This window comes from Bradyrhizobium sp. BR13661, from assembly GCF_029892425.1.
Taxonomy (GTDB): Bacteria; Pseudomonadota; Alphaproteobacteria; order Rhizobiales; family Xanthobacteraceae; genus Bradyrhizobium.
In genome coordinates this window covers 33,256-48,378 of sequence record NZ_JARXWB010000005.1, presented here as the reverse complement: position 1 = coordinate 48,378, position 15,123 = coordinate 33,256, and the positions used below count along the sequence as shown (strand labels likewise).

At 64.5% G+C, this 15,123-nt stretch carries 13 protein-coding genes; 6 read left to right on the top strand and 7 right to left on the bottom strand.

Going from position 1 to position 15,123, the window contains the following annotated elements; genetic code table 11:
- Positions 1 to 20: 20 nt before the first annotated feature.
- Entirely contained in the window at positions 21 to 788 is a 768-nt protein-coding gene (locus M2427_RS09935) for an SDR family oxidoreductase (RefSeq protein WP_254132089.1), read from the bottom strand.
- 12 nt (positions 789 to 800) lie between these two features.
- Positions 801 to 2,000, bottom strand: coding sequence for a mandelate racemase/muconate lactonizing enzyme family protein (locus tag M2427_RS09930; RefSeq protein ID WP_280706088.1), 1,200 nt, complete (start codon positions 1,998 to 2,000; stop codon positions 801 to 803).
- Positions 2,001 to 2,178: 178 nt separating this feature from the next.
- Between M2427_RS09930 and M2427_RS09925 the strand changes: the two genes are divergently transcribed.
- Positions 2,179 to 2,946, top strand: coding sequence for a GntR family transcriptional regulator (locus tag M2427_RS09925; RefSeq protein WP_280706087.1), 768 nt, complete (start codon positions 2,179 to 2,181; stop codon positions 2,944 to 2,946).
- A 24-nt stretch (positions 2,947 to 2,970) separates the two neighbouring features.
- Positions 2,971 to 4,335: an MFS transporter gene (locus M2427_RS09920; RefSeq protein WP_280706086.1), complete on the top strand. Its 1,365-nt coding sequence runs from the start codon at positions 2,971 to 2,973 to the stop codon at positions 4,333 to 4,335.
- A 56-nt stretch (positions 4,336 to 4,391) separates the two neighbouring features.
- Here M2427_RS09920 and M2427_RS09915 read toward each other — a convergent pair whose 3' ends face one another.
- The 5 genes from M2427_RS09915 to M2427_RS09895 form a co-directional block, all read right to left on the bottom strand.
- Positions 4,392 to 4,619, bottom strand: a complete 228-nt coding sequence (locus M2427_RS09915) for a hypothetical protein (protein ID WP_280706085.1) — start codon at positions 4,617 to 4,619, stop codon at positions 4,392 to 4,394.
- Between the two features lie 96 nt (positions 4,620 to 4,715).
- Positions 4,716 to 5,966, bottom strand: a complete 1,251-nt coding sequence (locus M2427_RS09910; RefSeq protein WP_280706084.1) for an arsenic transporter — start codon at positions 5,964 to 5,966, stop codon at positions 4,716 to 4,718.
- Between the two features lie 22 nt (positions 5,967 to 5,988).
- The gene (locus M2427_RS09905; RefSeq protein ID WP_280706083.1) at positions 5,989 to 7,272 is read right to left on the bottom strand and encodes an MFS transporter; all 1,284 of its coding nucleotides are present in this window, start codon (positions 7,270 to 7,272) and stop codon (positions 5,989 to 5,991) included.
- Positions 7,273 to 7,339: 67 nt separating this feature from the next.
- Positions 7,340 to 7,780, bottom strand: a complete 441-nt coding sequence (locus tag M2427_RS09900; RefSeq protein ID WP_280706082.1) for an EamA family transporter — start codon at positions 7,778 to 7,780, stop codon at positions 7,340 to 7,342.
- Positions 7,781 to 7,791: 11 nt separating this feature from the next.
- The gene (locus M2427_RS09895; protein ID WP_280706081.1) at positions 7,792 to 10,269 is read right to left on the bottom strand and encodes a PAS domain S-box protein; all 2,478 of its coding nucleotides are present in this window, start codon (positions 10,267 to 10,269) and stop codon (positions 7,792 to 7,794) included.
- A 213-nt stretch (positions 10,270 to 10,482) separates the two neighbouring features.
- Between M2427_RS09895 and M2427_RS09890 the strand changes: the two genes are divergently transcribed.
- The 4 genes from M2427_RS09890 (at position 10,483) to M2427_RS09875 (ending at position 15,049) form a co-directional block, all read left to right on the top strand.
- Positions 10,483 to 11,625: a putative zinc-binding peptidase gene (locus M2427_RS09890; RefSeq protein ID WP_280706080.1), complete on the top strand. Its 1,143-nt coding sequence runs from the start codon at positions 10,483 to 10,485 to the stop codon at positions 11,623 to 11,625.
- Positions 11,626 to 11,811: 186 nt separating this feature from the next.
- Positions 11,812 to 13,827, top strand: a complete 2,016-nt coding sequence (locus M2427_RS09885; RefSeq protein WP_280706079.1) for an acetyl/propionyl/methylcrotonyl-CoA carboxylase subunit alpha — start codon at positions 11,812 to 11,814, stop codon at positions 13,825 to 13,827.
- A gap of 59 nt (positions 13,828 to 13,886) precedes the next feature.
- Positions 13,887 to 14,753, top strand: coding sequence for an isocitrate lyase/PEP mutase family protein (locus M2427_RS09880; protein ID WP_280706077.1), 867 nt, complete (start codon positions 13,887 to 13,889; stop codon positions 14,751 to 14,753).
- Positions 14,750 to 15,049, top strand: coding sequence for an acylphosphatase (locus M2427_RS09875; RefSeq protein ID WP_280706076.1), 300 nt, complete (start codon positions 14,750 to 14,752; stop codon positions 15,047 to 15,049). Before M2427_RS09880 ends, M2427_RS09875 begins: the two co-directional genes overlap by 4 nt.
- The last annotated feature ends 74 nt before the right edge of the window (positions 15,050 to 15,123 follow it).

The following is a 15,123-nucleotide window of genomic DNA, read 5'->3' as shown; positions in this document are numbered from 1 at the left end:
TTCGTTCCTCAGTTTCGCGATCACATCGCGGCGATCATGCCGCCATCGACATAGATGATCTGGCCGTTGACGTAGGTGGAGGCGTCCGAGGCGAGGAAGATCGCCGCGCCGACCAGCTCGTCCGGCTTGCCCCAGCGCTTGGACGGGATGCGACCCATCAGCCAGTTGTTGAAGTCGGTGTTGTTGACCAGCGCCTCGTTCATGTCGGTGAGCATGTAGCCCGGACCGATCGCATTGGCCTGGATGCCATGCTGGGCCCATTCCACCGCCATCGAGCGGGTCAAATTCTTGATGCCGCCCTTGGCCGCGGTGTAGGGCGCGATCGTGGGGCGCGCCAGCTCGCTGCCGAGCGAGCCGATATTGATGATCTTGCCGCGCTTGCGCGGGATCATCCGCTTGCCGGCCTCGCGGCCGATCACGAAGGCGCTGGTGAGATCGGTCTCGATCACCTTGCGCCATTCGTCGGTGGTGAACTCGACCAGCGGCTTGCGATGCTGGATGCCGGCGTTGTTGACGAGGATGTCGACGGCGATGCCCTTTTTGTCGAAGTCATTGAAGGCCGCGACGATCGCGGGCTCGTCGGTGACGTTGAACGCCGCGCCTTCGGCCTGATGTCCGGCGGCGCGGAATTCGGCGACGGCCTGCTCGACACGCTTGGGATCGACGCCGTTGATGATGATTTTGGCGCCGGCCTTGGCCATGCCTTCGGCGATGGCGCGGCCGAGCCCGCGGGAGGAGCCGGTCACGAGGGCGGTGCGGCCGGAAAGATCGAAGAGGGCGGTGCTCATCTCAAATAATCCTCAAGCGTTGGAGCGTCGCACGATCAGATCGGAACGATCGAAGACGGCGGGAAGAAGGTCGACACCAAGGCCGGGGCCTTCCATCGGGAAGACATAGCCGTCCTTGATAACAGGCATCGTGGTGACGAGTTCATTGTACCAGCCCTTGTAGAAGGCGCGCACGGATTCCTGGATCAGCGTGTTGGGCTGGCTGAACGACATGTGGATGGCGGCGATGAAGCCGATCGGGCCGATGCAATCATGCGGCGCAAAAGGCCGGTGATAGGTCTCGGCCATCGCCGCGATCTTGCGGCCCTCGGTGAGGCCGCCGGTCCAGCAGAGATCTGCCATCACCACATGCATGGCATCGCGGTCGAGCATGTCCTTGTAGGGGAAGCGCGAGCCCAGCGTCTCGCTGGCGCAGACCCAGACGTCGGTCGAGCGGGCGTATTCAGCGAGCGCCTGCGGCGAGTTCATGCGGATCGGGTCTTCGTACCAGGTCGGCTTGTACGGCTCGAGCGCGCGCGCGATCTGCTTTGCGGTCGGCAGATTCCACAGCGAGTGGAGCTCGACCATGATCTCCATCTTGTCGCCGACGGCTTTGCGGATTTTCTCGAATGGCTCGATCGCCTGCTTCATCTGCGCGGCCGTGATGTAGAGACCCTTGTTCTCCTGCGCCGCCGGATCGAACGGCCAGATCTTCATCGCCGAGATGCCACTTTCGAGCAGGCTTTCGGCCAGCGCATCGGCGCGGTTCATGAAGCCGTCGAGGTCTTCGTAAGGACCCTTGTTGGCGCCGAGATTCCAGTTCGCAACCGGGCTGATATTGGTGGAGCGGACGTATTGCGTGCCGGCGCAGGTGTTGTAGATGCGCTGCTTGTCGCGGCAGAGGCCGCCGAGCATCTGGTGCACCGGCTGGCCGCAGACCTTGCCGAACAGATCCCACAGCGCGATGTCGATCGCTGACGCTGCACGATATTCGACGCCGGTGGACGATTGCGCCATCGGCAGGTTCAGCATGTCGCGATGGATGGCCTCGATGTGCAGGGGATTGCGGCCGAGCAGGCGGCCGGCAAAGGTGTCGTGGATCTGCGCCTCGACTGCGCCTGCGCCGTAGAAGGTCTCGCCGAGACCGATCATGCCCGTGTCGGTGTGAACCCGCACCCAGATGACGTTGGAGAATTCCTCGGTGCGCAGCGTCTCGATCGACGTGATCTTCACGGCCAATGTCCTCCCAGCACAGGCGCCTCGCGCCGCTCTTGTTCATTTCGCACCGCAACATGATGCGTGACGTGCGGGAGTCTTACGCCCGCTTGTAATATATCACAACATGTTTTAAGGGTGCCACAAATAAGGCGCCGCCCTGCGAGCGACAGCGCGAGGCGGACGGGAGGCGAACATGGCACGGCGCAAGCGCGCGCTCGAGGTGGTGAGATCAGACGACGACGGCGAGGGCAGGCCCTCGCGGCGCAACCGTCTCAACTTCTTCGAGCTGGCCTATCAGAAGATCGAGGAGCTGCTCGTTCATTGCGAGCTCAAGCCCGGCCAGTTCATGACCATGCTGGAATTGCAGCAGATCACGGGCTTCGGGCGCACGCCTGTGCATCACGCGGTCAATCGTCTGTCCGCCGACACGCTCATCATCATTCGTCCGCGTCATGGACTGCACATCGCGCCGATCGATCTCGCGCGCGAGCGCATGCTGTTGGCCTTGCGTCGCGACATGGAGCGTTTTGTCGTTCGTCTTGCGGCTGACCGCGCCAGCCTATCGCACCGCAATCAGGCGCTGCACATCGAGCGCTTGCTGCGCGAGCGACGCGCCACGTTGACGCTCGACGAATTCAACAGTCTCGACCGGCGCATCGACGCGCTGGTGCTCGAGGCTGCGGGCGAGCCGTTCCTGGTGCACACGCTGCGGCCGCTGCACACGTTGTATCGCCGCATCGGCTACATCCATCACCGCTTCATGCCGGGGCAGACTGATCTGTCAGGCACGATTGATCGCCATCTCGCCATTCTCACCGCGATTGCCAGCCGCCGCGTCGACGACGCCGTGAAGGCGAGCGATGCGCTGATCGACTACATGGACCAGATGTTCACGGGCATGGAGGCGGGGATCGATCCGCGCCTGCTCGATTGCAGCATCGAGCCGCTGCTTGGCGCGTAAAGAGTTTTGAAGAAGGGACCAGACATGTCGACTATGGCCGTGCCACAACCGACCGCGAGCGAAGCCGCGGTCCGCTACCTCATCACCAATTACAGCCCCAAGGGCAACAAGGTCGGCTGGCTGATGATGGCCTCGATCCTGGTCGAGGCCTGGGATCTCTATTCGATCGCCTTCGTGCTGATTTTCATCAAGGAGCAGTACAATCCCGATCCGCTGATGCTCGGCCTTGCCGCGGCGGGCACGCAGGGCGGCGCACTGATCGGCGCAATACTCGGCGGCTGGATGTCCGACAAGATCGGCCGCCGCGTCATGTTCCTGGTCACGATGGTGATGTTCATCGTGCTGGCGCTGGCGCAGGCCTTCGTGCCCAGCGTCGGCTGGCTCGTCGCAATCCGCTTCCTGCTCGGCATTCCGCTCGGCTCCGACATCTCGACCGGCTACACCTACATCATGGAATCCATGGCCAAGGGTGAGCGCGAGGTGATGGGCAATCGCTGGCAGTTCATGTTCGCCGTCGGCGAAGTCCTGACCATCGGCGTCATCGTGATCTTTCTGCTGCTTGATATCCATCACGAGACGCTGTGGCGCGTGACGCTCGGCCTCGGTGCGGTGCCGGCCCTGATCATCCTGATCATGCGGCACGACGTGCCGGAGACGGCGGTGTGGCTGGTGCAGAAGGGGCGCTTCCGCGAGGCCAAGCAAGTTGCGCGCGAGATGTTCAACGACGATCTCGCCATGCTGCCCGACCAGGACGTGGTGATGCCGAAGGTCTCGACCCGCGACTTCATCAGCGACCTCAGGAAGGATCCGATCCGCTGGCGCGCCACGATCTACGGCTGGATCGCCTGTTTCGCGCAAGGCAGCGAGTTCTCGACCTTCGCGTTCTATCTGCCCGTGCTGTTCGTGATGGTCGGCGTGTCGAGCATTCTCGGCAACAACCTCGTGACGATGGCGCTGTTCTGCTTCGCCGCTGTGTCGGGCTGGGTCGGCCCTCTGCTGACGCCGAAGATCGGCCATCGCGGGATCGCGATTGCGGGCTTCTCGATCGTGCTGTGCGCGCTGCTGGTCGCCGCCTTCGCGCTCTACACCGACAACAAGATGCTGCTGCCGTTCGCGGCCGCCGCGATGCTGTGGGGCCATTACTGGGATGCGTCGAACTGCATGACCATCCCCACCATGGTCGCCAAGCCGAAGTACCGCGGCACCGCCAGTGGCTTTGCCTACATGTTCGTGAAGCTGCCGTCGTTCCTGGCGATCTTCCTGTTCCCGTCGCTGTTCGCAGCGATCGGGCAGGCCAACGCCACGCTGTTCGTCGCGATCTTCCCGCTGATCGGATTGTGTGCGGCCATCTTCATCCTGCCGGAAGTCTACGGCTACGAGAACGACTAGAGCCTGATCCGGAAAAGTGCGGTCGCGGCCGTCATGGCCGCGACCGGGCCTTCTCGCTACGGGCCCATGAATGCGGGATCAATCCCGGTCGCTGCATAGCCGATGAGGCCGATGGCCTGAAGCTGGGCGCTGTGCAGGTCGATCTGCACGATGACGGACAGGGTCAACAGCACCACGGCCACGAAGACGAGCAGCGGGTGGGACGCATCGTCCGGTGCGGCGAGGCCGTGAAGCGAGCGGCGCAGGGAAAAGCTCTGCGGCAATGCCTTTGATTGAATGTGCATGATAAATCTCCTTGCCGCGCCTATCAGGCTACGCGACGGAGAAAAGTATAGGTTCGGTCTTGCCGGCCACATTGATGCGCCGCAAACTGCGCGCGATTATCGGATCGCAGCAGCCAATGCCGCGATCAGGGCCGGCGGCGTGACCAGCATGCCGAGCTTGAGGAACGGCCAGGCGCCGACCTCGATCTTCTCCCGCCGCAGCGCGACCAGCCAGAGAATGGTCGCGAGCGAACCGGTCACAGATAGATTGGGTCCGAGATCGACGCCGATCAGGATCGCGCTGACGACGGGCGCGGGCAGGTGATCGCTGGCAGCGACTGAGCCTGCGACGAGACCAACCGGCAGATTGTTGGCGATGTTGTCGGCAATGGCGGTGGCGATGCCGACGCTCCATGCGGCTTTCGGGATCGATTGCGCAACCGCTTCATGCAGCAGCGCACTGAGCTGCCCGATCACGCCGGTCTTGATCAGTGCCTCCACCATCACGAACAGACCGCCGACCAGCGGCAGCACGCTCCAGGATACGCCGCGCAGCACCGGCAGCGGCGATTGGTGGCTGATCAGCAGCACGATCGCGGCCGTCACCACGCCGCAGATGAAGGTCGGCAGGCCCAATTGCTTGTCGAGCGCAGAGGCCGTGACCAGCACGATTCCGATGGCGACGATGCCGACCGCCGTCAGCTTGCCGCCGCGACCGAGCTTGGGATGCGGCACGCTGCGGGCAATTGTCTCTTCCTTCAGCGCGCGGTGCTGGGTCAGGCGCAGCACGATGTAGGTCAGCACGATCGAGGCTATCGAGGGCAGGGTGAAGAGGCGCAGCCACTCCGTCAGCTGCGGCATGCGCGCGCCGAACACGACGAGATTGGCGGGGTTGGAGATCGGCAGCACGAAGCTCGCGGCATTGGCGATGAAGGCGCAGACGAACAGATAAGGCAGCGGCTTGGCGCCGGCCGCGCGCGTCGCGGCGTAGACCGCCGGGGTCAGCACGATCGCGGTGGCGTCATTCGAGAGCAGCACGGTGACGACAGTGCCGACGACATAGATCAGCAGGAACAGTCGCTGCGGCGAGCCGGCAGCGTATTCCACGGCGAGCGCTGCGAGATAGTCGAACAGTCCTTCGAGCCGCGCCAGTTCGGCGATCAGCATCATGCCGATCAGGAAAAGATAGACGTCGACGCCTTTCTCGACGCCGTCCAGCGCATCCTGCCACGGCAGGAAACCGAGCAGCACCAGGGCGCCGGCGCCGAGCACGGCCCAGATCGCCTCGGGCAAGCGAAATGGACGGATGATGACGCAAGCGGTCGCGGCGACGATGATGATCCAGGCCCAGATGGCGTCAGACGGCACGTTCAATCCTTGTGGCGTGAGTTCATTTGGCAGCGATAGCGGAAGCGGGCGCTGCTGTCTTCCCCTGCAGGCGCGGGCCGTCATCCGCGATTTGTCGCGTCTCGGGTAGCGCCAGAAGGCAGATCACGGCGCCAATCGCGCCGACCGCGCCGAGGGTGATGAACGCGGCGCTATAGCCCGCGCCGACCACGACGAAGCCGGCCAGTGTCGTGGACAGCGCGGCGCCGATGCTCTGGGCGGTGATCACGGCACCTTGCGCGACGTTGAAGCGGCCGGTGTTGCGCATGAGATCGGCAACGATCACGGGGAAGATCGCGCCAAAGATGCCGGCGCCGACGCCGTCGAGCAGCTGCACGGCGACCAGCCAGACCGGATTGTCCGAGAGCGTATAGAGCGCTCCCCGAATGGGCAGGATCAACAGCGCGCCGAGGAAGAAGCGCTTGTGGCCCCAGCGGTCCGCCTTCGCGCCGACCAGCATTGCGAACGGCACCATGACCAGCTGCGCGGCGACGATGCAGGCCGACATCAGGCTGGTGCCCATGTTCTTGTCCTGCAGCGCCAGCTTCTGCCCAACCAGCGGCAGCATCGCTGCGTTGGACAAGTGGAAAAGCGCCGTGCAAATCGCGAAGACGAGCAGGGGGCGGCAGGTCAGGAGGATGCCGAGACCGGATGGTGCGTCATGCGGCTTGTCCGCACCAGCTTCCTTCAGTCCGCGGGCAAGGTCGTGGTCGATGGCCCTTTCGGGAATCGCCAGGATGCTGACGAGGCTCGCGATCGCCATGGCTCCAAGGAGATAAAACACCACTGATGGCCCGAACCAGTAAGCCGACACGCCCGCAAGTCCGGCCGCGACCGCGTTGCCGGCGTGATTGAAGGTCTCGTTGCGTCCGATCCGCCGGGTGAAGGCGGCGTGCCCAAAAATGCCGAGCGAAACGGCGGCGATCGCCGGTGGGAAGATCACGGCCGCAGCCTGCGCGATGCCTTGCGAGATCGCGACCGGCAGGAAGGCGGGAAACAGGGGTAGCGACAGCGAGGCGAGCGTCACGAGGATGGCGGCAACCGCCATCGCCGTTCGCTTCGCCCGAGTCGCATCCACCACCGCGCCGGCCGGCGTCTGCGCGACGATGCCGGCGATGGTCGAAATCGACATCACGAGGCCGATCCGTGCTTCGTCCCAGTGTTGCTCGGTGAGGAGATAGACGGCGAGATAGGGGCCGAGCCCGTCACGGACGTCGGCGAGGAAGAAGTTCGATGCATCCAGCGCGTGGCCAGCCTGCCGTGCCTGGTCGGGGCTTTTGCTCGACATCGGTCTCTCGATCGAGGCTCAAGTCGCCCCGGGGCAGAAACCGACGTCACGCCCGCTTTGTTCCGCGCTAAAGCTTCACAGCCAGGAGAACAGCGCCGGCGCCGATCATGGCGATCCCGATCCAGCCCTGCGCGCTCGGCCGCTCGCCGAGAAAGGCGAAGGCGAACAGGGCGACCAGCACGACGCTGAGCTTGTCGATCGGCGCCACCAGCGTGGCGGGCCCAAGCTTCAGCGCGCGAAAATAACACAGCCAGGAGGCGCCGGTCGCCAGCCCCGACAGCACCAGGAACAGCCAGGTCTTCGACGAGACTGCTGAGGGCACGGCGAACTGCCCGGTGAAGAACAGCAGCACCGAGAAGGCGAGCAGAACGACGATGGTGCGGATGAAGGTCGCGAGGTCAGGATTGATGTTCGCGACGCCGACCTTGGCGAAGATCGCGGTGAGCGCCGCAAAACAGGCGGAGAGCAGCGCCCAGGTTTGCCAGGCGGAGAAGAGGGCGGGTTTCATGGGGATATTCCTTAGCGAGCCACCGACAGCTTTTCCATGATCGCCTTGCGCAGGATGCGCGAGAGCGATTCCACCGAATATGGCTTCTGGATCAGTTCGAATCCGCGATGGGCGTTTTCGGCGAGCACGTTGCTGTAGCCGCTGGTCAGCACGACGGGCAGGCCCGGATAGCGCTCGCGGATGATGCCGGCGAGCTCGACGCCGTTCATGCCGGGCATGATGACGTCGGAGAAGACGAGATCGACCGCAAATTCGTTCTCGCCGAGGATGGCGAGGGCGGCCTTGGCGTTGGCGGCACGGCGGGTGACATAGCCGAGGTCTTCCAGAAGCTCGGTCGAGAACTGGCCGACGTCGTCGTTGTCCTCGACCACGAGCACGCGATAGCCGCGCCCGGTGGTCGCGCCTTCGCTGGTCAGCGATGCCGCTTCTTTCTCGGCGGTCGGGCTCTGCGCCTGCGGCAGATAGATGGTGAAGGTCGCGCCCCTGCCGGGCGTGCTCGTCACCGCGATGTCGCCCTCGGACTGCTTTGCAAAACCAAAAGCCTGGCTGAGGCCAAGGCCGGTGCCCTTGCCGACCTCCTTGGTGGTGAAGAAGGGTTCGAAAATGGCGTCGATGTTTTCGGGGGCGATGCCGCTTCCGGTGTCCGCGACCGATATCGCGACATAGTCGCCGCCGCGCGCAGACTGCGCCCGGAGGTTCGGGATGCCCTGAACCTTGCGTACTGAAATGGTGAGGCGGCCTTCGTCATCCATGGCGTCGCGGGCGTTGATGGCGAGGTTGATCAGCGCGGTCTCGAACTGGGCGATGTCGGCGACCGTAAAGCAATCGGAATCGTCGATCTCGACGACGATCTCGATCCGGCCGCCGACCAGCGGTCGCACCAGCTGCGCCACGCCCTCGACCTGGCTGCCGACATTGAAGATTTGCGGCTTCAGCGGATGCCGGCGTGCAAAGGCCAGCAGCTGCGCAGTCAGTTTGGAGGCGCGTTCGACGGTGTCGGAGATCGCATCGACATAGCGGCGGCGGCGCTCCTCCGGGAGCTCGCGGCGCCGCAGGAAGTCGGTCGCCGAGCGGATGATGGTGAGGAGGTTGTTGAAATCGTGGGCGACGCCGCCGGTGAGCTGGCCGATCGCCTCCATCTTCTGCGATTGCCGCAGCGCTTCCTCGCCGCGGCGGCGCTCGGTGATGTCGACGGCCTCGGGCACCGCGCCGGTGATATTGCCGTGGCGGTCGAGCACCGGACGCATGCCGAATTCGAAATCGCGCTCGCCGATCGGCAGCCGCAGCCGCATCTCGATCCGCACCGCTTCGCCCTTCAGCACGGTGTCGAAGGCCTCGCGGACGACAGCGCTCATGCCGGGGGTGCCGGTGAACCAGGCCGTGTCCCAGAACGGCTTGCCGATGACGTCAGTAGAGCTCGCCTTGATGCCGTCGAGGGCCGTCTTGTTGGCGTAGAGCAGCTCGCCCTTGAGATTGACCAGGCCTTGATACTGGTTGCTGGTCTCGAGGATCGCGCGCAGACGTGCCTCGTTGGATTCCAGCTCGGCGGTGCGCTCGGCGATGCGCTCCTCTAGGGTCTCGTTGAGCCTGCGCAGCTCGATCTCCGCCTGCTTGGCAGCAGTGATGTCGTGGGCGACGCCGATGAAGCCGATATGCTTGCCGGTCGGGTCCCAGCGCGGCTGCGATTCCGAGTGCAGCCAGCGCCATTCGCCCGATGCGTTCTTGTAACGTGCCTCCAGCACGAACGGCTTGAGCGAGGCTTCGCCCTGGACGGATTGCTGCAGCACATGCGGCAGGTCGTCCGGATGCAATACCTTGCGCCAGTCGAAGGCGATGGCCTGCTCGTAGGGCAGGCCGACGAAATCGACATAGGCCTGGTTGGCGAAGGAGCGCGTGCGGTCGAGCTTCGTCACCCAGATCGGCACCGGCGCGCTGTCGGCGATCAGGCGGAAGCGTTCCTCGCTCTCGTGTAGCGTCGCCTGGGCCAGCATCTGGTCGGTGACATCGAGATCCGCACCGACCAACCGCACCGCGCGCCCGTTCGCATCGCGCTCGATCTTGCCGACGACGCGGATCCAGCGGATCTCGCCGTTATCAGGGCGGATGATGCGATAACGGTCGGAATAGTCGCTATTCTCCCCCTTGAGCGTGTTGAAGAGATGCTCGACCGTCCGATCACGATCCTCGGGATGGATGCGGCCAACCCAGTCCTCGTAGGTCTCATGAGCGGCCTCCGCCGGCAGACCGTGGATCAGGAGATATTCAGGGGTGCGCCGGGTCTTCACGCCGTCGCGGAAGTCGATCTCCAGGCCGCCGACGCCGGCGATCCGCTGGATGCGCGCCAGCTCAGCCTCACGTTCCTGGAGCGCGCGATAGGCGTTATCGCGTTCGCGCGCGATCTCTTCGAGGTGCAGGCGCAGCCTCTCGGCGGCAATGGTTTCGGGTGTCGGATCGTTCAAGGCGTCGGCCGTTGTGATGCGGGAGCGCACGTGCCGGGCCGATATTCACACAGACAAAGCGTGATAGCCATTGCTCAAAAGGGAATAGATCGGGAAATGGCCCGCCGAGCGGCATGTGGCGGCTATGAATGAACGCGAGGTCCGACAAATTGTTCCTGATAAAGGAACGATGAGCCTCGGCGCGCGTATCTGCGGGGCGCCACCTCTGCTATCAGTAAGACACCCTTTCCCAAGAGGCTCATCTTGAAGCTCTTTGTCTGCCAGGCTTGCGGCAACGTTCTCTATTTCGAGAACCGTGCCTGCGAACGCTGCGGCCACCGCGTTGCCTTCCTGCCGGAGAGGGAGACGATGTCTGCGATCGAGCCTGCTGCAGAGGGCTGGAAGGCGCTTGCGGACAAGGGCGAAAGCCGCTTGCTCTGCCGCAACGCCGAGTATGATGCCTGCAACTGGCTGACGGATGCCAGCGACACCACCGGCTATTGCCACGCCTGCCGCCATAACGGCATCGTGCCCGATTTATCCGATCCCGCGCAACTTGCCGGCTGGCGCGAGCTGGAGGTGGCGAAGCACCGGCTGTTCTATTCCCTGATCCGCTGGAAGCTGCCGCTCCAGACCCGGCAGGAGAATCCCGAGCGCGGGTTGATCTTTAATTTTCTCGCCGACGATCCGAACACCGGGGAAAAGATCATGACCGGCCACGATAACGGCCTGATCACGATCGCGCTCACCGAGACTGACACGATCGAGCGCGAGCGGCGCAGGCTGGAGATGGGCGAGCCGTACCGGACGCTGCTCGGGCATTTCCGCCACGAGGTCGGGCACTATTTCTGGGACGTGCTGGTGCGCGAGGGCGGCAAGCTGGATGAGTGCCGCGCCGTATTCGGCGACGATTCGGTTGACTACGGAGAGGCCCTGCAACGCTATTATGCCGAAGGTGCACCGCCGGACTGGCAGCAGAATTACGTTTCGGCCTATGCGACCACGCACCCCTGGGAAGATTTCGCCGAGACCTGGGCGCACTATCTCCACATCGTCGATACCCTGGAGATGGCCTCCGAGTTCGGCATGGAGGTGCGGCCGCGGGTCGATCGTGACGGAGAGTTGTCGACGCGGATCCGGTTCAACCCCTACGAGGCACGGGACATTCAGGCGATCGTCGATGCATGGCTGCCCTTTACCTTCGCCATGAACAGCGTCAACCGCGCCATGGGCCTGCGCGATCTCTATCCCTTCATCCTGTCACCGGCCGTGGTCGCCAAGCTGGGCTTCATCCACGGCCTGGTCCGGGACGTGGCCAAGGATATGGCAAGGGACGTGGCCAAAGACTTGGCCAAGGACTTGGCCAGTGACATGGCCAGAGATTTGGCCAAGGCCGGTAAGCCATAGGGCTTGCCGGGGCGAGGCGCCCGGTCATTTCGGTCTTGGCGGTCTTGCGCTGGTACGCCAGAGCGGGGCGGATTTGGCCGTTGCCTCCGGCCGATTTTGCTGTACCACGACAGGATACGGCCCCGTCCGGTCTACCCGCCAAAGGCCCGGGAGGGGTCCCGCCCAAGGGACGAAGCTCAAGACAACATGTTCAAACGCATCCTGATCGCCAATCGCGGCGAAATCGCCTGCCGGGTCATCAAGACCGCCCGCAAGATGGGAATTCAGACCGTTGCGGTCTATTCCGAGGCGGACCGCGACGCCCTCCATGTCGAGATGGCCGACGAGGCCGTGCTGATCGGCCCGCCCGCTGCGGCCGAGAGCTATCTGGTGATCGAGAAGATCGTCGAGGCATGCAAGAAGACCGGCGCCGAGGCCGTGCATCCCGGCTACGGCTTCCTGTCCGAGCGCGAGGCGTTTCCGCGCGCGCTGGAAGCCGCCGGCATCGTCTTCATCGGCCCGAACCCGGGCGCGATCGCGGCGATGGGCGACAAGATCGAATCCAAGAAGGCGGCCGCCAAGGCTGACGTCTCGACCGTGCCGGGCTTCCTCGGTGTGATCGAGGACGGCAAGCACGCGGTCAAGATCGCGGACGCGATCGGCTATCCCGTGATGATCAAGGCCTCCGCCGGTGGCGGCGGCAAAGGCATGCGCATCGCCTATTCGACCGAGGAAGTCGCGGAGGGATTTGGGCTTGCCAAAGCGGAGGCCAAGGCGTCGTTTGGCGATGATCGCGTCTTCATCGAAAAGTTCATCGTCGATCCCCGCCACATCGAGATCCAGGTGCTGGGCGACAAGCACGGCAACGTCATCTATCTCGGCGAGCGCGAATGCTCGATCCAGCGCCGCAACCAGAAGGTCATCGAGGAAGCGCCGTCGCCGCTGCTGGATGAGGCCACCCGCCGCAAGATGGGCGAGCAGGCGGTCGCGCTGGCCAAGGCCGTGAACTACGATTCCGCCGGCACCGTCGAATTCGTCGCAGGCCAGGACAAGAGCTTCTACTTCCTGGAGATGAACACGCGCCTCCAGGTCGAGCATCCCGTCACGGAACTCATCACCGGCGTCGACCTCGTCGAGCAGATGATCCGCGTGGCCGCAGGCGAGAAGCTCGCGCTGACACAGAAGGACGTCACGCTGACCGGCTGGGCGGTGGAATCGCGTCTCTATGCCGAAGATCCGTTCCGCAACTTCCTGCCCTCGATCGGGCGGCTGGTGAAATATCGCCCGCCCGCGGAAGTGAGCCAGGACGGCATCACCGTGCGCAACGACACCGGCGTGCAGGAGGGCGGCGAGATCTCGATCCATTACGATCCGATGATCGCCAAGCTCGTGACGCATGCGCCGTCGCGCGCCGCGGCGATCGAGGCGCAGGCGACCGCGCTTGACTCGTTCTATGTCGACGGCATCAGGCACAACATCCCGTTCCTGTCGGCGCTGATGCATCATCCGCGCTGGCGCGAGGGCAATCTGTCGACCGGCTTCATCGCGGAAGAATTCCCCAAGGGCTTTTCCGTGCGCGTGCCCGAAGGTGAGGTCGCCCGGCGCATCGCCGCGGTCGGCGCCGCCATCGATCACGTGCTCGGCGAGCGCAAGCGGCAGATCTCCGGCCAGATGGGCGGCCGCGTCGTGCAGCGCGAGCGCCGCCGCGCGGTCTGGCTCGATCGCCAGGAAATCCTGCTCGAGGTTGCCCGTGAGGGTGATGCGATCGCGATCCGCTTCGTCAGCGCCGAGGGTAAGCCCGGCAACGCACATCTGTTGCAGTCCGCATGGAAGCCTGGCGATCCGGTCTGGCAGGGCACCATCGACGGCCACATCGTCGCGGTGCAGGCGCGCCCGATCGCCAACGGCATTCGCCTGGCGCATCAGGGCGTCGAGGTGCCGGTCTATGTCTGGACCGAGGCCGAAGCTGCTTCCGCGCGGCTGATGCCGGTGACCACGGCCTCCGACACCGGCAAGAAGCTGCTGTGTCCGATGCCGGGCCTGATCGTCTCGATCGCGGTGACCGAAGGGCAGGAGGTCAAGGCCGGCGAGACGCTGGCGGTGGTCGAAGCCATGAAGATGCAGAACGTGCTCCGCGCCGAGCAGGACGGCACCGTGAAGAAGATCCACGCCAGCGCAGGCGCGACGCTCGCGGTGGACGCGCTGATTTTGGAGTTTGCGTAAAAGTGTAAGTGGGTGCGGGCCAGTCTGCCAGCACTCACCAACTCGACCGAGACATCGCCATGGCCTTTCGTTCCCGCCGCGAAAAACTGCGCTCCATCCTGTCGGGCTCGGCTTGCGTCCATCCTGGCTCGGTCTATGACGCGATCTCGATCCGCATCGCCGAGGACCTCGGCTTTCCGCTCGGTATGTTCGGCGGCTCGGTCGCTTCGCTCGCTGTGCTTGGCGACCCCGACGTCACCCTGATCACGCTCACCGAGCTTGCCGAGCAGATGCGGCGGATGTCGCGCGCCGCAAGCCTGCCGGTGCTGGTCGATGCCGATCACGGCTATGGCAATGCGCTCAATGTCCGCCGCACGGTGCAGGAGCTGGAAACGGCGGGTGCGGCCGGCCTCACCATCGAGGACACGCTGCTGCCGGCTGCCTTCGGCGAGCCGAAGGCGCAGCTGATCTCGCTGGAGGAGGGCGTCGGCAAGATGAAGGCGGCACTCGATGCGCGCGGCGATGCCTCGCTGGTCATCATGGGCCGCACCGGTGCCGCCTCGATCACCTCGATCGAGGATGCGATCCGCCGCGCCAAAGCCTATGAAGCAACTGGTGTCGATGCGCTGTTCTTCACGGGAATCAAGTCGCGGGCCGAGCTCGAGGCGATCGTCGGTGCCACGCATCTGCCGATCGTGCTCGGTGGCGCGCCTGACGAACTGAACGCGATCGACTATCTCGCGGGCCAGCGCGTCCGCATCGCGCTCCAGGGCCACGCGCCGATCGCAGCGGCCACGCAGGCCGTCTACGACGTCCAGAAGGCGTTGCGCGATGGCATACCGCCGAAGGCGCTGAAGGGATTGCCCTCGGCTGAGCTGACCCGTCGGGTCACGCGCGAGGCCGAGGTGAAAGCGCGCAGCGCTGACCTTCTTGGACTGAAGACATGAGCCGCGCGATCCTCCAGGTCATGATCCGCGGACGCGTCCAGGGCGTCGGCTATCGCGCCTGGGTCGAATACCAGGCGACAGCGAGCGGTCTCGAAGGCTGGGTGCGCAACCGCCGCGACGGCAGCGTCGAAGCGCTGTTCGCGGGTGCGCCGAAGCATGTCGCCGACATGGTGGCGTTGTGCCGCCACGGCCCGCCATCGTCGCGCGTGAACAGCGTGACGAGCGAGACGGCGAGCGTGGATGAGCTGAACCTGCGCAGGGCAGGGGAAGCGTTCTCGGTTCTGCCGACGGTCTAGAACGCACCCCAAAATCAAGAATGCCTCGCAATTGCAGGTGAAGGCCTTGATCTGTCGCAACACTCGCAGTTGCG